This window comes from Pseudomonas sp. NPDC087612, assembly GCF_044743505.1.
GTDB lineage: Bacteria > Pseudomonadota > Gammaproteobacteria > Pseudomonadales > Pseudomonadaceae > Aquipseudomonas.
In genome coordinates, this window is record NZ_JBIUWO010000006.1 from 217,590 (window position 1) to 236,932 (window position 19,343).

Sequence of the window (19,343 nt, forward strand, 5' to 3'; positions counted from 1 at the left end):
TGCAGAGGTCCATTGCCGCGCTGCGCGCTATAGGGTGTCACCAGCCCTATAACAACAAGAGAGCGCTGCAATGCAACGATTGATCCCCACGCTGTTGGCCACTGCCCTGGCCTGTGCTTCGCTGCCGGCCCTGGCCGCCGCCGACCTGGTGCTGTTCAACGGCAAGGTCTACACCGGCGAACCCGGCCAGGGCCTGATGCAGGCGGTTGCGGTCAAGGATGGCAAGGTCCTGCAAGTGGGTAGCGATACGCAGATCCAGGCCCTGGCCGACGCCCACACGCAACGCATCGACCTGGCCGGCAAGGTGCTGATGCCCGGCATGATCGACAGCCACAGCCACCCGGTGGTGGCGGCCTACGACAGCCTCGGCGCCAACCTGCAGGATGAGGTCAAGCCGCTGCCCGCGCTTGAGCAGTGGATCCTTGCCGAGGTCGAACAAGGCCGTGGCAAGGCTGGCGATGTGATCAGTGTCGCCGGGGCGAGTTCGGCCTACTGGGACAACAGTCGCGAACTTGGCCAGTTGTTCAACCAGGGCCGCTGGGCCACTCAGCCGCTGGTGCTCAGTGGCATCGACGGCCATACCGGTTGGGCCAACCAGGCCATGCTCAAGCGTATGCAGATCGACGCGGCGTGGGTCAAAAGCCTGTCCGAGCAAGACCGCAGCTATGTCGGCCACGAGGCCGACTTCAGCCCCAACGGCTACTTCGCCGAAGCGCGCTGGGACCAGGTCCGCAGCCAGATCCCCGCAGCCAGCCAGGAGGTGATGCTCAAGGCCGCACGCGAGGCGGTCAGGGTCAACAACCAGTATGGCGTCACCGCCTGGATGGATGCCGCAGCCAATGCCGGCAGCGGCGATTCGCTGTTCGATTTCAAGGCTACGGCGCAAACCGTTGGCGTGCTGCCGCTGTACCGGGCGCTGGCCGAGCGCGGTGAGCTCAATGCCCATGTCGCGGCGCTGATGATCACCAACCCCAAGAGCCGGCCGGCCGACCTTGAGGTGCTGGCCCAGGTCGTGAAGCAGTTCGAGGGGGTGCCCAACCTGAGTTTCCCGGGCATCAAGGTGTTTGTCGATGGCGTGCTCGAATATCCGGGGCAGTCGGCGGCGGTCATCACCCCGTACAGCAACAGCCAAAAGAACGGCCAGTTGTTGATCGAGCCGCAGCATTTCGGCGAGCTGGTGGCCGCGGCCGAGCAGCGCGACTGGATTGTGCACATGCATGCGGTCGGTGACCGGGCGGTGCGCGAATCGCTCAATGGCGTGGCCTATGCACGCACGCTGCAAGGCAAGCCGCTGGCGCACAGCATCAGCCATCTGCAGATGGTCGACCCCAAGGACTTTGCGCGCTTCAAGCAACTGGGGGTGATCGCCTCCATGCAGATGCTCTGGGCGACCGCTGAAAACTACACCGTCGAGCTGGTCAAACCCTACGTCAGTGCCCAGGGCTACGCCTATCAATACCCGGCGCACTCGTTGCAACAGGCCGGTGCGCTGATCGCCGGCGCCAGCGACTGGCCGGTGTCCAGCCCCAACCCGTGGAATGCCATTGCCCAGGCCATGACCCGCAAGGGCCCGCTGGGTGTGCTCAATGCCAAGGAACGTGTCGACCGCCAGGTCATGTTCCAGGCCTACACCCTCAACGCCGCCAAGGCCCTGCGCCTGGAACGGCAGATCGGCTCGCTAGCGCCCGGCAAGCAGGCCGACCTGATCGTGCTCGATCGCGATGTGTTCAAGGTCAGCGCCCAGGAGCTGTTCGACACCAGGGTGCTCAAGACCTACTTCGCCGGCAAGCAGGTGTACGCCAGCGAGTCCTGACTGCGCCGTTACCCGCACACGCATAACAACAAGGGTCTGGTATGAACACACGCTTGCTCATTGCTTTCGCCTGCCTGGCGCCGCTGACGGCCCAGGCATTGACACTCAACGATTCCTTCAGCCTCGACATGAGCCTGGCCGCGACCAGCGACTACCGCTCCCGGGGCATCTCGCAAAGCCTCGGTGATCCGGCGCTGCAGGCCGGCGCCACGCTGATGCACAGCAGCGGCCTGTACCTGGGCGCCTGGACTTCGACGGTGGATTACGGCTTCGACTACAAGACCCGCCAGGAAATCGAGTACTACGCCGGCTGGTACTGGCAGGCCAGCGATGCCATCAGCCTGGATATTGGCTACCTCAAATACAGCTACCCCAAGGAAGGCCAGTTCAACATGAGCGAGGTCTACGCCATTCTTGACCTCTATGGGCTCAAGCTGGGCGCCTATTACTCAAGCGATGCGCCCAACGCCTTTGGCAAGGACCAGGACACTCTGTACAGCTATGTTGCCTACAGCTTCGCCTTGCCGGCCGAGGTCGGCCTGGAACTGCGGGCAGGGCGCAACGATGTCAAGGACCCGGCGTTCTGGTCGGCCAGTGGCGATGACCGCAATGCGTACCATGAGTGGGAGGCAAAGCTGAGTCGCGAGTTTGTCGGCGTGACCTGGGGCTTGAGTTACATCGACACCGACCTGTCCAAAAGCGAGTGCAGCAATTGGTATGGCTATGACGACCTGTGCTCGGCGACTGTGGTGGTGAGTGCCAGCAAGTCGTTCTGAGCCGGCATCAATCCAATGCTGAAGGCAGCGCCGAACCTGTGGGAGCGGGCTTGCCCCGCGATCGAGTGCGCAGCGCTGGTAATTTTCTGGCTGCACAAAGCCCATCGCTGGCAAGATGGGCGCAGTCCGGTAGAACGAGCGTTGTATGCCCCACGCCAACGATCACACGCCATGGCAGGTTTTCCTGATCTTCCTGCGCCTGGGCCTGACGTCGTTCGGTGGCCCCGTCGCCCACCTTGGCTTTTTTCGCCAGGAGTTTGTCAGCCGTCGGCGCTGGCTGAGCGAGCGCAGCTATGCCGACCTGGTGACGCTTTGCCAGTTTCTGCCGGGCCCTGCCAGCAGCCAGGTCGGCATCGCCCTGGGCCTGTCGCGCGCAGGTTACGCCGGGGCGCTGGCGGCCTGGCTGGGATTCACCCTGCCTTCGGCGCTGGCCCTGACCCTGCTGGCCCTGGGGCTGGGCGGTTATGCCGAGGCGGTGCCGGCCGGCACCCTCCATGGCCTTAAGGTGGTGGCGGTTGCGGTTGTCGCCCAGGCGGTGTGGGGCATGGCCCGCACGTTGTGCCCGGATGCGCCGCGGATTGTGCTGATGCTGGCGTCTGCCGGCCTGGTGCTGTTGCTGCCCGGTGCCGGGGCGCAGGTGGCGGTGATGGTTGCAGCGGCTGGCGCGGGGTTGATGCTGCTGAAACCGGGCGACAGCGTTGTCCACGAGCCTTTGCCGATCGGGGTCAGCCAGCGCGCTGGCGGCTGGTGGTGGCTGCTGTTCTTCGCCCTGTTGCTCGGTTTGCCGCTGCTGGCCGGGCTCTGGCCCGATCCGACCTTGAGCATGATTGATGCCTTCTACCGCACCGGCGCGCTGGTGTTCGGTGGCGGACACGTGATGCTGCCACTGCTGCAGGCTGAAGTGGTGCCCACCGGCTGGGTCGGCAACGAGACGTTTGTGGCAGGTTACGGCGCTGCCCAGGCTGTGCCCGGCCCCTTGTTCACCTTTGCCGCCTTTCTTGGCGCCTCGATGCACGGGCCGCAGTCCGGCTGGCTGGGGGCGGTGCTGTGCCTGCTGGCGATCTTCGCCCCGGCGTTCTTGCTGGTGTTCGCGGCGTTGCCGTTCTGGGAGCGCCTGCGCCGCCACCCGCGCCTGCAGGCGGCGATGCTGGGCGTCAATGCGGCGGTGGTGGGGCTGTTGCTGGCGGCGTTGTATCAGCCGCTGTGGACCAGCGCCATTGGCCAGCCGCTGGATGTTGTCCTGGTGTTGCTGGCGCTGGTCGCACTGATGGCCTTCAAGCTGCCGCCCTGGCTGGTGGTGATCGCCTGTGGCCTGGGCGGGCAGTGCTTGAGCCTGCTCAGATAAAAATCGTGCCGCGCAGGTACAGCGCCGCCTGGCCGCTGATGATCACCCGGCCGTTGTCGAGCACTTGGCAATGCAACTGGCCTTTGCGCAGGCCGCCTTGCTCGGCGCTGAGGCTGTGCTTGCCCAGGCGCGCGGCCCAGTAGGGCGCCAGCGAGGTATGGGCAGAGCCGGTGACCGGGTCTTCATTGACGCCTACCCGCGGGCCGAACCAGCGCGAGACGAAGTCAACCTCGCGGCCCGGGGCGGTGACGGCGATGCCGCGCACGTCAAAGGCGGCCAGGGCGGCGAAGTCGGGGGCAAGCGCTGCGACCAGCGCCGGGTCGTCGACCACCACCAGGTAGTCATCGGTGCGGTACAGCGCCTCGATCCGCTCAAGCCCCAACGCCTGCAACAAGCCCTCGGGCACGGCCAGCGCCTGTGGCTGGCGGGCCGGGAAGTCCATGGCCAGGCGAGCGCCGTCACGCCGAACGCGCAACTCGCCGCTGCGGGTGGCAAAGCGCAGGGTGTCGCGTTGTTCGCCCAATTGCTCGAACAGCACCCAGGCCGCCGCGAGGGTGGCGTGGCCGCACAGGTCGACTTCTACCGTCGGGGTAAACCAGCGCAGCTCGAACAGCTCGCCATTGGCGACCACGAACGCGGTTTCCGAGAGGTTGTTTTCGGCAGCAATCTGCTGCAGCGTCGCGTCTGCCAGCCAGGCTTCAAGCGGGCACACCGCTGCCGGATTGCCGCCAAACGCCGTGGCTGAGAACGCGTCTACCTGGAATATTTCAACTTGCATGGGTCATTGCTGTCCGTTGTCTGTTGCCCGGAGCTGCTCCAGGTAGTTGTAGATGGTGTAGCGGGTCACGCCGAGCGATGCCGCGGCCTTTTCGATGCCGCCCTTGACCAGAAACAGGCCGCGTTCCTGCATCAGCCGCACCGCTTCGCGCTTTTGCGCCGTCTTCATGCCGAGCACACCGCCGGGGCAGGCGTCGTGAATGATCTCGGCCATCAGCTGTTGCAGGTCCCTGGTCTCGTCCGCCACCGGCGCGGCCGCACTGGCCAGGCCCAGCAGCCCGCCGAGCAACTGGTGCGCAGCTTCGACGGCGCTCAGATCGGCATTCACGCACAGGCTGGCAAACGGCTGCCCGCTGCTGTCGCGATAGACCACGGTAGCGCTGCGCAAGGTGCGGCCGTCGGGGGCGAGGGTGGCGTAGTTGTCGACCACGATCGGCTCGCAGCTGCTGCGATCGTCCATGGCCCGGCGCACCGCGGCAAAGCCCAGATCATGACGCGGGCTGCCGAGCAGCGAATCACCGACCCGGCGCCCGGTGACATGGCCGTTGGCGATGGCGAGGATCGAGCGCTCAGGGTTAAGCAGGTCGTGCAGGACAACCTCGGTATGGTTACCGACGACCTGGCTGAGCATTTTCAGGGTGCTGTGCAGCACGCCGAGGATAAGTTGCTGTTCGTGGTTTTCTGCTGGGCAAACCTTCATCGCAGCCTTCGTGGGCGTTGGACGGTGAAGGTAGGCTATCAACGTAAATTTTAAATATCAACACTGTGTTGAATTTTCTGTTTGTAGTCGCAGCAACCGCTCGACCTGCGCCAGCTCCCAGGTGCTGAGCAAGCTCACCGGATCTGTGCCCCATTGCCAGCTGTCCAGCGTGCCTACACGGCCATCGCTGCTGCGGCAGGCGAGGCAATGGTGCAAGTGGCTGCCGTCGAAATCCAGGTGCAGGCGCCAGCCATCGATGTCGATCTCAACCCCGACACGGCGCAATGGGCGAACGCCGAGGGCGGCATCACGCAGTTGCTGGCAAACCTCGCGGGCACTCAGGGCTGGCATTTTTTATGGCTCTTCATGGAATCCAGGATTGGGGACATCTAGATCAAGATCAAGCAAGTTGGAACTCATTTTAGCAGCGGGCTTGTCTCGCTTCTGCGTCAGCATGGCTTCGCCAGCATCTGCTTTGGCAGATACGTCAGTGCAGGCGCCGCCCGTAACTTCGCGACTTCAGGAGGCTGAGCGTAGGTGTCTGGAGGGGGCTGGTGCGTAGCACCCTTCGGCCGAGGCCGAAGTCGCGAGACGTAGACTTGGCGAAGCAAGTCGTAGGCCGCGATGCCCCTGGAAGGCACCGTAGCGAAGGAACCCGGAGCGCAGCGTAGGGCCGTATGCTGGAGCGAGCGGTTTTGCCTACCTTTTCCCAAGAGAAAAGTAGGCCGCCGTAAAGGCGGAAGGGGCCGGCAACCGCGACACATCAAATGGATAAGCCCGCAGCCGTAACCGCAACAACCCAACCCAACCCAAGGATCATAGCCCCCGGGATTCCGTGAAGAACCATTTATTTCACCCTGAAAAGGTGGCGGCTGAGCATAAAGCCTGCCGGCGCCAGTGTCAGCCGTTGCCCGGGCTTGATCTGCGCGAGCCAAGTGCGTAGCGTCCGCGCCCTGGTCCTTTGAGAAATTGCTATGACCCTGATGGAACGACTCTTCACCTGCGCGTTGGGATTGAGCGCAATCGCCCCGGCCGTGGCGGCCGACAGCCTGGCCATTGAACACTGGACCCAGCCCAGTGGCGCGCGGGTCTACCTGTTGGCGCAAAGCCAGGCCAGCAACCTGCAGATCCAGGTCGACTTCGATGCCGGCAGCCGCCGCGACCCACAGGACCAACCGGGCCTGGCGGTGCTTGGCGCGGTCCTCGCGGTGGAAGGTGTGCACGCCCAGGGCGACGCCCCGGAACTGAACGGCAACGCGCTGCGCATGGACTGGATGCGCCTGGACAGCCAACTCAATACCCAGGTCGATGCCGACCGTTTCAGCTACATCCTGACCATCACCGACACCAACCCCCAGCGCCAGGCCGAGGCCAGCGCCTTGCTCGGCCGGCAGATTGCCGAGCCGGCCTTTGCCGGCAGTATCTGGTTTCGCGCCAAGCCCTATTACATTCGCCAGGTCAACGGTGAAACCACCAAGCGTTTTCCCGGGGTAGGGCATCGCTTTGCCCAGGCGCTGTACGGCGACCACCCTTATGCCCGCGAGCTGACCCGCCCGGGGCTGCAGCGCAACAAGCAGATCGACCTGTACGAATACGCGCTGCCGTTCGGCTATGCCCTGACCCCGGCCATGCTCGAACGTACCCGCATGGAAGATCTGCGCAGCCATTACACGGCAATGATGCTGCCGTGCCGGGCCACGGTCAGCCTGGTCGGCAAGCTTGACCGGGCCCAGGCCGATGCCGTGGCCAGCGCGGTACTGGGGCGCTTGCCGAGCGGTCAGTGCACGGCATTGCCGGCGCTGCCCAAGGTGCAGGCCCTGAGCCAGGCCAGCCACCAGCAGATCGAGCCACAGCAAGGCACGATCTGGATACAGATCGGCCAGCCGGCGGTGCCGCGCAGCGACCCGGACTTTTTCCCGTTGCTGCTGGGCAGCGACATTCTCGGTGGCGAGCACTGGCCGACGCGGCTCAATCGGGCCATCGGCCAGGCGCTTGGCGGTGATGTCAGTTGGCAATCGGCCAGCTATTTCGCCATGGGCCAGCAAGCCGGGGCGTTTGTGATCTCTGTGGAAGTGAGCGCCGGGTACCAGCAGCAGGCCGAGCAGGCGGTTCATCAAGCGTTGGCACGCTTTGTCAGCGAAGGCCCGAGCCCGGAGGAGCTGGACGAGGCCAAGGCGCGTTTGCTTGCCCATTTTGACGGTACCAGCCGCCAGCGCCTGCTTGAGCACGTGGCGCAGGTCGCCTTGAACCAGCTGCCGGACGACACCCTGGTGACCTGGCGCGAGCAGCTTGAGGCGGTGACGCCTGCGCAAGTAAAAGCGGCATTCCAGCGCGTCGTACAGCCGGGTAAACAGGCGACGGTGGTGGCGGGGCAGGACTACTGAGTTTACCCCGCGATCAGCCGCGCAAAAAATCCGGGGTATTGAAATTGCTCAGGCGCGGGTCTCCCTCGGCGCACTCCAGCGCCCGCAGCGGATGCTGGCGCAAGGTTCGCTGCACCCCCCGGTCGCCGGCGTCCCAGGCTTGCTGCAAGTCGCTGCGCAAGGCGCAGGGGATCAGGCTGAACATCGGCTGCCAGTAACCACCCTGGCGGACCATCGCCGGTTGCTGCTGGTCATTGGCCAGGTTCATCAGCTCAAGGATCAGTGCCTGGTCAATCAGTGGCGCATCGCAGGCCAGCACCAGTATCCAGTCGTGGCGCGCCACTGCAAGCCCGGCCAGTACTCCGGCCAGCGGCCCGGGGAAGTCCGCCTCGGCGTCGCCGACCAGTTGATCGGCATAGGCCCGGTAGCGGTCCTGGTTGCGGTTGCAGGAGATGATCAGGTCGTCGGTCAGCGGCCGCACCACGGCGTGGATGTGGGCGATCAGCGGCTGGCCCTGCCAGTCGAGCAGGCCTTTGTCCTGGCCGCCCATGCGCTGGCCACGGCCACCGGCAAGAATGAGGATGGAGCAGGGAGGCGGGGCGGCGGGCATGGTCAGGGTTCCTGGCAGTATCAGCCGCTCACCTTCCCATGCACGCCGCGGTCTGTCCAGATCAGCTGTCGCTGGCTTCTGGCGCAGGGGCTTGAGCCTTGGCCCGGCGTTTGCCGGTCAGGCGCATCACCACAACAAAGAACACCGGCACGAACACCACCGCCAGGGTGGCGCTGAGCATGCCGCCGATCACCCCGGTGCCGATCGCCTGCTGGCTGGCGGAGCTTGCGCCGCTGGCAATTGCCAGGGGCACCACGCCGAGGATGAATGCCAGCGAGGTCATGACGATCGGCCGCAGGCGCAGGCGCGCCGCCTGCACGGTGGCATCGACCAGGTCGTGGCCTTCATCGACCAGGCTCTTGGCGAACTCGATGATGAGGATGGCGTTCTTCGCCGACAGGCCGATCAGGGTGATCAGGCCGACCTTGAAGAACACATCGTTGGGCATGCCGCGCAGGCTCACCGCAATCACCGCGCCGAGCACCCCCAGCGGTACCACCAGCAGCACCGAGGTCGGGATCGACCAGCTCTCGTACAAGGCCGCCAGGCACAGGAACACCACCAGCAGCGACAGGGCCATGAGGATCGGCGCCTGGGAGCCGGACAAGCGCTCCTGCAGCGACAGCCCGGTCCATTCCAGGCCCATGCCCAAGGGCAGTTGGTCGACCAGGCGCTGGATCTCGTTCATCGCCTCGCCGGAGCTATAGCCCGGTGCCGGCTCGCCCGACACGGCAATCGCCGGGTAGCCGTTGTAGCGGGTCAGCTGCACGGGGCCGGTGATCCACTTGGCCTGGACGAACGCCGACAGGGGCACCATCTTGCCGCTGCTGTTGCGCACGTGAATTTTCAGCAGGTCATCGACCTGGCTGCGCTGGTCGCCTTCGGCCTGCACCACCACGCGCTGCATGCGCCCCTGGTTGGGGAAGTCGTTGACGTAGTTGGAACCCACCGCAGTGTTGAGCACGTTGCCGATATCGGCAAACGATACGCCCAGGGCGTTGGCCTGCTTGCGGTCGACTTCCAGCTGCACCTGCGGGCTTTCGGCCAGGGCGCTTTCGCGCACGTTGACCAGCACCGGGCTCTTCTCGGCGGCGGCGAGCAACTGGTCACGCGCCGCCATCAGGCCGGCATGGCCGAGGCCTCCGCGGTCCTGCAGGCGGAACTCGAAACCGCTGGAAGTGCCCAGGCCGTCCACCGGCGGTGGCAGCACCGAATAGGCGATGGCGTCCTTGAGCTGGCTGAAGGCGGCGTTGGCGCGGTCGGCGATCGATTGCGCGCTGTCGTCGCTGCCGCGTTCGGACCAGTCCTTGAGGGTAGTGAATGCCAGCGCCGCGTTCTGGCCGTTGCCAGAGAAGCTGAAACCGAGAATCAGCGTGCTGTTGCCCACGCCAGGTTCGGTGGCGTTGTGCGCCTCGATTTGCGCCGCCACCTGTTCGGTGCGGGCGCGGCTGGCCCCCGGCGGCAGCTGGATGTCGGTGATGGTGTAGCCCTGGTCTTCGGTGGGCAGGAACGAGGAGGGCAACTGGCTGAAGCCGTACACCAGCCCGGCCACCAGCACCGCGTAGACCAGCAGGTAGCGACCGCTGCGCTTGAGGGCCTGGATCACCCAGCGCTGGTAGCCGTTGGTCATGCTCTCGAAGCGGCGGTTGAACCAGCCGAAGAAGCCGGTTTTTTCGTGGTGCGAACCCTTGGCAATCGGCTTGAGCAAGGTCGCGCACAGGGCCGGGGTCAGGCTCAGGGCGAGGAACGCCGAGAACAGGATCGACACTGCCATCGACACCGAGAACTGCTGATAGATGACCCCCACCGAGCCTTTCATGAAGGCCATCGGCAGGAATACCGCCACCAGTACCAGGGTGATGCCGACGATGGCGCCGTTGATCTGGCTCATGGCCTTTTTGGTCGCCTCGCGCGGCGCCAGGCCTTCCTCGCTCATGATCCGCTCGACGTTCTCGACCACGACGATGGCGTCGTCCACCAGGATACCGATGGCCAATACCATGCCGAACAGGGTCAGGACGTTGACCGAGAAGCCCAGCGACAGCATCACCGCAAAGGTGCCCATCAGCGCCACCGGCACCACCAGGGTCGGGATCAGCGTGTAGCGGATGTTCTGCAGGAACAGGAACATCACCGCGAACACCAGGGCCATGGCTTCGAGCAGGGTGGTGATCACCTGCTGGATCGAGACCTTGACGAACGGCGAGGTGTCGTAGGGGATGTCGAACTTGGCCCCCGGCGGCAGGTAGCGCGACAGCTCGCTGAGCTTGGCTTGCACCAGGGTCGCGGTTTCCATGGCGTTGGCGCCGGGCGACAGCTGCACGCTGAAGGCACTGGTCGGCTTGCCGTTGAGGCGGGTGCCGTACTGGTACTCCTGGCTGCCGATCTCGACCCGGGCGACATCGCCAATGGTCACGGTCGAGCCATCGGGGTTGGCGCGCAGGACGATGTCCTGGAACTCCTGGACCGTGCTGAGCTGGCCCTTGATCACCACGTTGGCGGTGATTTCCTGGGTGCCGGTGCCCGGCAGGTCTCCGATGCTGCCCGGCGCTACCTGGGCGTTTTGCGCGGCAATGGCCTCGTTGACGTCATCGGGGGTGAGGTTGAAGCCGATCAGCCTGGCCGGGTCGATCCAGATGCGCATGGCCCGCTCCGAACCATACAGCTGGGCCTTGCCGACACCCTTGAGGCGGCGGATCTCGTTCATCACGTTGCGGGCGAGAAAATCGCTCAGGGTGACTTCGTCAAGGCTGCCGTCCATGGCCGTGAGGGTCACCATCAGCAGGAAGCCGGTGGAGACTTTCTCGACTTGCAGGCCTTGCTGGGTGACCGGGCGCGGCAGGCGCGACTCGACCACTTTAAGGCGGTTCTGCACATCGACCTGGGCCAGGTCCGGGTTGGTGCCCGGTTCGAAGGTGGCGGTGATGGTGGCGCTGCCCAGGCTGCTTTGCGAGCTGAAATAGAGCAGGTTGTCGGCACCGTTGAGCTCTTCCTCGATCAGGCTGACCACGCTGTCGTCGATGGTCTGCGCCGAGGCACCCGGGTACACGGCGTAGATTTCCACCTGCGGCGGCGCCACGTCGGGGTACTGGGCCACCGGCAATTGCGGGATGGCCAGGGCGCCGGCAAGCAGGATGAACAAGGCGACCACCCAGGCGAACACCGGGCGGTCAATGAAAAACTGCGGCATGAATCAGGCCCTCACTGGCCGTTGGACTGAACGATGGGGAGGGCGTCCTTGCCCGCGTTGTCGACCTCTACCTGGTCGCCGGGGCTGATGTGCTGCAGGCCTTCGACCACCACCCGGTCACCGGGGGCCAGGCCTTCGCTGACGATCCAGCGGTCGTTCTGCACACTGCCCAGCACCACCGGGCGTTCGCTGACGCGCTGTTCGCCATCGACCAGCATGACCTTCGGCTTGCCGGCGCTGTCGCGCAGGATGGCCCGCTGCGGCACGCTGATGCCTTGCTGCTTGACCGCCTGCTCCAGGCGCACGCGGATGAAGCTGCCCGGCAGCAGGTCGAGGTCGGGGTTGGGGAACTCGCTGCGCAGGGTGATCTGGCCGGTGCTCGGGTCGACGCTGATGTCCGAGAACAGCAGTTTGCCCGGCAGCGGGTAGGGCGTGCCGTCGTCCTGGATCAGCGTCGCGCTGGCCTGGTCCTGGCCCACCTGCTGCAGTTCGCCGGCACGCAGGGCGCGGCGCAGGACATTGAGTTCGCGGGTCGACTGGGTGACGTCGGCATGGATCGGGTCGAGCTGCTGGATGGTCGCCAGCGGTGTGGTTTCGTTCTGCCCGACCAATGCCCCTTCGGTCACCAGGGCGCGGCCGATGCGTCCGGAAATCGGCGCGGTGACGGTGGCGTAACCGAGGTTGAGCCTGGCTCGCTCAAGCGCCGCCTTGGCCGCGGCGACGTCGGCATCAGCCTGCAGGAAGGCGGCGCGGGCATCGTCGTGCTGCTGGCGGCTGATGGCATTGATGGCGATCAGTTCGCGGTAACGCTGATCCTGCAGGCGCGCCTGGTAGCGCGTGGCCTCGGCGCGGGCCAGGGCGGCGCGGGCACTGTCGAAGTCGGCCTGGAACGGCGCCGGGTCGATGCGAAACAGCACATCGCCCTGTTTGACGTCGCTGCCTTCGCGGTACACGCGCTTGAGCACCACGCCGGCCACCCGCGCGCGCACTTCGGCAGTGCGCGGGGCGAGGATGCGGCCATTGAGCTCGGTGGTGATCGCCAGCGGCTGCACCTGCACGGTCTCGACCCGCACTGCGCTGGGCGGGGCCTTTTCTTCGGCAGGCGATTTGTCGTCGCAGGCGCTCAGGGCGAAAGTGATCAACAACAGCGGCGCCAGGGCGCGCAGACGGGCGGGACTTGAACTGGACATGCGGATCTTCCGAAAATGACCCGGCAATGCTAAGGCAGGCGACCGACGGGCAACAGTTAAGCTGTGTAGGCCATGTGTAAAAAAGTGTGAAGCTTTATCCTGCGCGCGCGTGAGCTCTTATATCCTGCCTGACTTTCCCAGCCTGTCAAACTGCCCATGCCCAATATTCTCCTGGTCGAAGACGACTGCGCCCTGTCCGAACTGATCGCCAGCTACTTGCAGCGCAACGACTTCAGCGTCAGCGTGATTGCCCGTGGCGATCACGTGCTGGCCGAGGCGCGGCGCAACAAACCGGACCTGGTGATCCTCGACCTGATGCTGCCGGGCCTCGACGGCCTGCAGGTGTGCCGGCTGTTGCGCGCCGAGTCCCAGGCCCTGCCGATCCTCATGCTGACCGCCCGCGACGATAGCCACGACCAGGTGCTGGGCCTGGAAATGGGCGCCGACGACTACGTGACCAAACCGTGCGAGCCACGGGTGCTGCTGGCGCGGATACGCACCTTGCTGCGCCGCAGCAGCATCAACGAGCCACGCCTTGAGAGCGACCTGATCGTGGTCGGCGGCCTGCGCATCGATCTGGCCGAGCGCAATGTGTTCTGGCGCGAGCAGCCGGTGGAGCTGTCCAGCGGCGAATTCAATCTGCTGGTGGTGCTGGCGCGCAATGCTGGCGTGGTGCTCAGCCGCGACCGCATCCTCCAGCAACTGCGCGGCATCGAGTTCAACGGCACCGACCGCTCGGTGGACGTGGCGATTTCCAAGCTGCGGCGCAAGTTCGACGACAGCGCCGGCGAGGCGCGCAAGATCAAGACCGTGTGGGGCAAGGGGTATTTGTTCAGCCGGGTCGAGTGGGAGTTCTAGCGGCTCATGCTGAAAATCCTCATCCGCCTGTACCTGATCACCATCGTCGCCTATGCCGGGGCGATCTTTTTGATTCCCGATGCCATCGTCGGCGCCTTTCACCAGCGTTTCATTGCCTACAACCTTGACCAGGCCCGTGGCGTGCAACGCTTGATCGTCAAGCAGTTCGAGCAGGTGCCGAGCACTGAATGGCCGGCCAAGGCCAAGGAACTGGCGGCGGATTTCGCCCCGCTGGAAATCCAACTGCGCCGCCAGGACCAAATTGGCCTCAGCTATGCGGAGCGCGACCGCCTCAAGGCCGGCCTGAACGTGGTGCGCCTGGGCGACTGGGGCTACTACGAGACCGCCCTGGCACCACTGGACGACACCTGGCTGGTGGAACTGAGCAATCCGCCCGACCCCCTGGACATCAGCCTGCTGTCCTGGGTGGTGACCGTGCTGATCGGCGCCGCCTTGCTCGGCTGCCTGCTGTTCTGGGTCTGGCCGCACTGGCGCGACCTTGAACGGCTCAAGGAAACCGCCCGGCGCCTGGGCCAGGGCGAGCTGTCGCAGCGCACGCATATTCCGCCGCGCTCGAACATCGGCGAACTGGCCCAGGTGTTCGACACCATGGCCCAGGACGTCGAACGCCTGCTGACCCAGCAGCGCGAACTGCTCAATGCCGTGTCCCATGAGCTGCGCACGCCGCTGACACGCCTGGATTTTGGCCTGGTGCTGCTGTTTGACGAAGTCCCGCCCAACTGCCGCAAGCGCCTGCTGGAACTGGTCGGGCATGTGCGCGAGCTGGATGAACTGGTGCTCGAGCTGTTGTCTTACAGCCGCCTGCAGAACGCCGACCAGGCCCGCGAGCGGGTCGAGGTGTCGCTGCTGGAGCTGGTCGACAGCATCCTCGGCAGCTTTGCCGAAGAGCTCGATGGCCGTGGCATCGAATGGCAGGTGCGCGCCGACGACAACCTGCCGCGCTTCATCCTCGACCCACGGCTGACCGCCCGTGCCTTGCAGAACCTGGTACGCAACGCCATGCGCTACTGCGACGGGCAGATCCTCTTGCGCCTGAGCCTCGACCCCCAGGGCCATTGCCTGCTGACCGTGGAGGACAACGGCATCGGCATCCCCCACGACCAGCGCGAGCTGATCTTCCAGCCGTTCTACCGCCTGGACCGCAGCCGCGACCGTACCACCGGCGGCTTCGGCCTGGGCCTGGCGATCAGCCGCCGGGCCATCGAAGGCCAGGGCGGCACCCTGACGGTCGGGCAGTCGGCGCTGGGCGGTGCGCAGTTCAAGATCAGGCTGCCGCGCGGCTAGCGGCGCGGGCGCAAGTCGCGCCAGTGCTGCTCGACGTAGTCCAGGCACAGCGCTTTGCGCTGCGGGCCGAACACCGCTTGCCAGCCGGGCGGGCAGGCCAGGTAGGCTGGCCACAGGCTGTGCTGGTGCAAGTGATTGCGCAGCACCTGGAATTGCCCTTGCGGGTTGTCGAATGGGCTGCTCATGGGTTCACCTCCTGGGCACGGCGGGCGCTTTCGCTGGCCTGCAGGGCCCTGGCCAGCAGCGGTGCGATCTGCGCCACGGCGTCAGCACGCAACATGTTTTCGTGCATGCAGGCAATATCGTGGACCTGCAACCGGCCATCGACGTGGGCGCGCCAGTGCTCGGGGTCTTGCCACAGGGCGTCACGCAGCCCTTCGGTAGCGCGCAGGAACAACACCTCGCCGGCAAACACCTGCGGTTTGAAACGCTCCATCAACGGCACGGTCTGGCGCACTTCATCGCAGAAGGCCTGGACGATCGCGCCTTCCAGGTTGAGCACTTCGGCCAGGTAACGGCGCTGCTCGGCGATCGGTTGCAAGGGCTGGCTGAAGTCTGCCGGGCTGTTGGTCAGGGTGCCGATCAGCAGGGCCAGCAGTTGTTGGTCGCTCAGTTGCGGGACCTGGCTGTGAGGTTGCAGCGGGTAGCCGTCGAGCAGCGCCAGCAGTGCCACTGACTCGCCCTCGCGCTGCAGCAAGGTCGCCACGGCGTGGGCGACATGGCAGCCGAATGACCAGCCGAGCAAATGGTACGGGCCAACCGGCTGGACCTTGCGGATCTGCGCCAGGTAGTCGCTGGCGCAGGCTTCGACGCTCTGCGGGCGTAGCCCCGGGTTGCGCAGGCCGCGAGCCTGCAGGGCATACAGCGGGCGGTCGGGCAGGTAACCACTGAGCGCCGCGTAAGGCCAGCCCAGGCCGCCGCCCGGCGGCAGGCAGAACAGCGGCGCCTGGCTGCCTTCGCTGCGCAGTTCCAGCAGCACCGTGAACGGGTCGCCAGGACGGGCCAGGTCCGCGCTGCGCTGGAGCTGCTCGGCAAACTGGTGCAGCACCGGGCGGGTGAACAGATCGGTGGGCATCACTTCTATGCCCAGTTGCTGGCGCAAGCGTGCGGCGACTTGCACTGCCAGGATCGAATGGCCGCCCAGTTCAAAGAAGTGACTGTTGCGGTCGATACCCTGGCGCTGTAGCAGTTCACTCCAGATCTGCACCAAGGCCTGTTCGAGCGGGCCTTGCGCAGGCTCGGCGGGGCGTTGTGCCTGCAGGTGCTGCGCCGGCACCGGCAGCGCCCGGCGGTCGAGCTTGCCATTGGCGGTGCACGGCAGTTGCGCCAGCACCACAAATACCTTGGGCACCATGTACTCGGGCAGGCGCTCGCCCAGGTAATAGCCAAGCTGGCCCAGGTCCAGCGCCTGTTCACCGGCCAGCACCAGGTAGGCCACCAGTTGTTGCTGGCCGGGGCAGTCTTCGCGCACCTGCACCGTACAGCGGGCAATTTGCGGATGGCTGGCCAGCAGGTGCTCGATCTCGCCGAGCTCGATGCGCAGGCCGCGCAGCTTGACCTGCTGATCAACCCGCCCGAGGTATTCAAGCTGGCCGTCGGCGCGCCACAGTGCCAGGTCGCCGGTACGGTACAGGCGGCTGCCGGGCGGCCCGAACGGGTTGGCGACAAAGCGCTCGGCGGTCAGCCCCGGGCGGCGGTGATAACCCCGGGCCAGGCCGATGCCGCCCAGGTACAGCTCACCAGGGCTGCCGATTGCTTGCTGGTGCAGGCTGCTGTCGAGCACATAGGCCTGCAGGTTGGCGATCGGTTGGCCGATCGGCACGCTGTGGCTACCATCGTCGCGACAAGTCCAGTGGCTGACATCGATGGCCGCTTCGGTGGGGCCATAGAGGTTGTGCAGGGCGGTATTGGGCAGCGCCTGCAGCACCTGGTGCTGCAGCTCGGCGGGCAGCGCTTCGCCGCTGCAGATGATGTGCCGCAGGCTTTGGCCCTGGCCGGGTTGGAGCTCGGGCACAAACACCTGCAGCATCGACGGCACGAAGTGCAGGGTGGTGACCTGGTAGCGCTGGATCAGCGCCAGCAACTGTTGCGGGTCGCGGTGGGCCCCGGGCTCGGCGATGGCCAGGCGGGCACCGCTCATCAACGGCCAGAAGAACTCCCAGACCGACACGTCAAAGCCACAAGGGGTCTTCTGCAGCACAGTGTCGGCGCTCGTCAACGGGTAGGCCGCCTGCATCCACATCAACCGGTTGTACAAGGCTTCATGGCTGTTGCCGGCACCCTTGGGCTGGCCGGTGGAGCCGGAGGTGTAGATCAGGTAGGCGAGGTTGCTGCCTTGCACGTGGCTGAGGGGGGTATCGTCGTTGCCGTGCTCATCGTCCAGCAGGTCATCGAGCATCAGTTCAGGGGCAAGATTGGCGCCAAGGCCGCTGTACGCCTGCGCTGTCAGCAACAACTGGACTGCGCTGTCCTCGATCATGAAGCGCAGTCGCTCGCGCGGCAGCTCCAGGTCCAGCGGCACATAAGCGGCGCCGGCCTTGAGGATGGCCAGCAGGCCGATCACCAGTTCCAGCGAGCGCGGCATGGCGATGGCGACCAGGCTGTCGGCGCCGATGCCGTGCTGTTGCAGACGATTGGCCAGGCGATTGGCCTGCTGGTTCAGGCGCCCGTAGCTGAGCTGCTGGTTGGCGAACAGCAGCGCGCAGGCATCGGGTGTGCGCCGGGCCTGCTGCTCGATCAGTTGGCTGACCGGCTGCCACGGCGAGTAGTCCACCGCGGTGCGGTTCCAGGCGTGCAACTGCTGGTGCTGTTCGTCGCTCAGCAGTTCGATGCGGGCAACCATCTGTTGGGGCTGTTCGATCAGCGCGTCGAACACCTTGAGCAGGCGCTGCTGGTGTTCGGCCAGTGCCTGGGCGCTGTAAAGCCCGGGGTTGGCGTCGAAATCGAACTGCAGGTCCTGGCCCAGGCCGCGCTCATAGAAGAAGATGCCCAAATCGTCGGTGGTGCCGTTGGACAGGTTGCGTGCGCGGGTAGGGTGGCCGTCGAAGGCAATGGCGTAGTCGAAGGGCTCGATATTGACCAGGGTGGTGAACAGCTGCTGATGAGCCCCGTGCAGGCCCAGGTCGTTGCGCAGGTGCTCGTAGCGGTATGACTGGTGGCGCAGCAACTGGCGCATTTGCCGCGATACCTCCTGGACCAGCTCGGCCAGGCTCATGTCCGGGCGCATGCTCAGGCGCATCGGCATGGCGTTGGCGACCATGCCCGGCACCTGGCGCATGCGTGCGTTGCGCCGGGCGCTGAGCGGCACACCGATGACCATGTCCTGGTTGCCGGTGGCCCGATAGAGGTAGGCGGCGGTGGCGGCGGTGAGGATCTGCGGCAAGGTGCTGCCCAGTTCGCTGGCGCGCTGGCGCAGGGCGTCGACCCTGGCCGCGGGCAGGTGGGCGGTGCGGCGCAGCAGGCCGTCGTGGTTGAGGGTGCGCTGGCGCGCCAGGCTCATCGGCGCCGGCAGGTCGGCGAAGCGCTGCATCCAGTACTCGCGGTCACGCTGAAAGCGCTCCGACTGGCGATACTCGCTGTCTTGTTCGGCCAGTTCGCTGATCGGCAGCAAGGCGCTGGCGGCGGACACCGGCTGGCCTTCGCCGAGGGCCTGGTAGGTGTCGGCCAGGCGCCGCACCAGCAACCCGGCGCCAAAGCCGTCGAGGATGATGTGGTGCGGGCGCTGGTACCAGACAAAATGCGCCGGGCCCAGCTTGAGCAGCGCCGACATCCACAGCGGGTCGCAGCCCAGGTCGACGCGGCGCTGGATGTCGTCATGCATCCAGGCATCGGCACTGGCCCGTGGATCATCCGCCGTGCTGAAGTCGAGAAACGGCAGTTCCCCCCTGAATCGCGGGGCCAGCAGTTGCCGCGGGCCTTCGGCGCTGTCAACGAAGTTCAGCCGCACCGCTTCGGCCTCATCAGCCACTCGGCGCAGGGCGGTCATGAAGCGCTCGACGTCCACCGCGCCAAATATGTCGACGGACTCCGCCAGGTTCATGTTGGTCTGGGGTGGGGCAAGCTGGGCGTTGAACCACATGCACAGTTGGCCTGCGGTCAAGGGGTGGCCGGTTTCGCTGGTGATCTTCGAATCCATTCGAGTGTTCCTCTGTCCGGGTTTGCGCGAAATTGCAGCGTAGAGCGGCGCAAATGATCTGCAAGTGCACGCGGACGGGGGCTTTGAGAGGCAGCGCAAGGGGGCTTGGCGATGACCGGCAGAGCACTACTACAGCCGCTGTGACGGCACGATTGCGGCCTTTACCGGCAGGATGGTCGCGGTTGGCCGCAGGCTTGCACTCGCTGCCAGGCGGCTCGGCAGGGGTGGCGGGAGCATCTCGGCGAAGGCGCGGCGCCATTGGCGGCCGCCGCGAAGGGCTG

The 19,343-nt window shown here is 65.7% G+C and carries 14 protein-coding genes; 6 read left to right on the forward strand and 8 right to left on the reverse strand.

Annotated elements, in window-relative coordinates:
- Window positions 1-70 precede the first annotated feature (70 nt).
- The 3 genes from ACIOVF_RS14485 to chrA all read left to right on the forward strand — a co-directional run bounded on the left by ACIOVF_RS14485 (window position 71) and on the right by chrA (window position 3,934).
- Window positions 71-1,813: an amidohydrolase gene (locus ACIOVF_RS14485; RefSeq protein WP_401290282.1), complete on the forward strand. Its 1,743-nt coding sequence runs from the start codon at window positions 71-73 to the stop codon at window positions 1,811-1,813.
- A gap of 41 nt (window positions 1,814-1,854) precedes the next feature.
- The gene (locus ACIOVF_RS14490; protein WP_401290284.1) at window positions 1,855-2,589 is read left to right on the forward strand and encodes a TorF family putative porin; all 735 of its coding nucleotides are present in this window, start codon (window positions 1,855-1,857) and stop codon (window positions 2,587-2,589) included.
- Between the two features lie 145 nt (window positions 2,590-2,734).
- Window positions 2,735-3,934, forward strand: coding sequence for a chromate efflux transporter (chrA, locus tag ACIOVF_RS14495; protein ID WP_401290287.1), 1,200 nt, complete (start codon window positions 2,735-2,737; stop codon window positions 3,932-3,934).
- Here the strand turns inward: chrA and ACIOVF_RS14500 are convergent.
- The 3 genes from ACIOVF_RS14500 to ACIOVF_RS14510 are packed head-to-tail and all read right to left on the reverse strand — an operon-like array spanning window position 3,927 to window position 5,762.
- Entirely contained in the window at window positions 3,927-4,712 is a 786-nt protein-coding gene (locus ACIOVF_RS14500) for a PhzF family phenazine biosynthesis protein (RefSeq protein ID WP_093383466.1), read from the reverse strand. The two genes, chrA and ACIOVF_RS14500, sit on opposite strands and share 8 nt — an antisense overlap.
- 3 nt (window positions 4,713-4,715) lie before the next feature.
- On the reverse strand, window positions 4,716-5,411 hold the full coding sequence (locus tag ACIOVF_RS14505; RefSeq protein ID WP_401290290.1) for a transcriptional regulator: 696 nt from the start codon (window positions 5,409-5,411) through the stop codon (window positions 4,716-4,718).
- 57 nt (window positions 5,412-5,468) lie between these two features.
- Complete coding sequence (locus ACIOVF_RS14510) at window positions 5,469-5,762, reverse strand: hypothetical protein (protein ID WP_213601467.1); 294 nt, start codon at window positions 5,760-5,762, stop codon at window positions 5,469-5,471.
- A gap of 632 nt (window positions 5,763-6,394) precedes the next feature.
- Between ACIOVF_RS14510 and ACIOVF_RS14515 the strand changes: the two genes are divergently transcribed.
- On the forward strand, window positions 6,395-7,795 hold the full coding sequence (locus ACIOVF_RS14515) for a M16 family metallopeptidase (RefSeq protein ID WP_401290293.1): 1,401 nt from the start codon (window positions 6,395-6,397) through the stop codon (window positions 7,793-7,795).
- A 13-nt stretch (window positions 7,796-7,808) separates the two neighbouring features.
- Here the strand turns inward: ACIOVF_RS14515 and mobA are convergent, their stop codons facing one another.
- From mobA to ACIOVF_RS14530, 3 genes are all read right to left on the reverse strand, one after another.
- Window positions 7,809-8,384 carry a molybdenum cofactor guanylyltransferase MobA gene (mobA, locus tag ACIOVF_RS14520; protein ID WP_401290296.1) on the reverse strand — a complete coding sequence of 192 codons (576 nt, stop codon included), beginning with the start codon at window positions 8,382-8,384 and terminating at the stop codon, window positions 7,809-7,811.
- Window positions 8,385-8,445: 61 nt separating this feature from the next.
- Window positions 8,446-11,574 carry a multidrug efflux RND transporter permease subunit gene (locus ACIOVF_RS14525; protein WP_401290299.1) on the reverse strand — a complete coding sequence of 1,043 codons (3,129 nt, stop codon included), beginning with the start codon at window positions 11,572-11,574 and terminating at the stop codon, window positions 8,446-8,448.
- 11 nt (window positions 11,575-11,585) lie between these two features.
- The gene (locus ACIOVF_RS14530) at window positions 11,586-12,764 is read right to left on the reverse strand and encodes an efflux RND transporter periplasmic adaptor subunit (protein WP_195883891.1); all 1,179 of its coding nucleotides are present in this window, start codon (window positions 12,762-12,764) and stop codon (window positions 11,586-11,588) included.
- 156 nt (window positions 12,765-12,920) lie between these two features.
- Here ACIOVF_RS14530 and ACIOVF_RS14535 point away from each other — a divergent pair, with 156 nt between their 5' ends.
- Together ACIOVF_RS14535 and ACIOVF_RS14540 are read left to right on the forward strand one after the other, a co-directional pair.
- Entirely contained in the window at window positions 12,921-13,622 is a 702-nt protein-coding gene (locus ACIOVF_RS14535; RefSeq protein WP_045198685.1) for a response regulator transcription factor, read from the forward strand.
- Between the two features lie 6 nt (window positions 13,623-13,628).
- Window positions 13,629-14,927: an ATP-binding protein gene (locus tag ACIOVF_RS14540; protein WP_045198688.1), complete on the forward strand. Its 1,299-nt coding sequence runs from the start codon at window positions 13,629-13,631 to the stop codon at window positions 14,925-14,927.
- On the opposite strand, the gene ACIOVF_RS14545 is transcribed toward ACIOVF_RS14540, so the two are convergent.
- Entirely contained in the window at window positions 14,924-15,112 is a 189-nt protein-coding gene (locus ACIOVF_RS14545; protein ID WP_045198690.1) for an MbtH family protein, read from the reverse strand. The two genes, ACIOVF_RS14540 and ACIOVF_RS14545, sit on opposite strands and share 4 nt — an antisense overlap.
- Entirely contained in the window at window positions 15,109-19,062 is a 3,954-nt protein-coding gene (locus tag ACIOVF_RS14550; protein WP_401290304.1) for an amino acid adenylation domain-containing protein, read from the reverse strand. Before ACIOVF_RS14550 ends, ACIOVF_RS14545 begins: the two co-directional genes overlap by 4 nt.
- Between the last annotated feature and the right edge of the window lie 281 nt (window positions 19,063-19,343).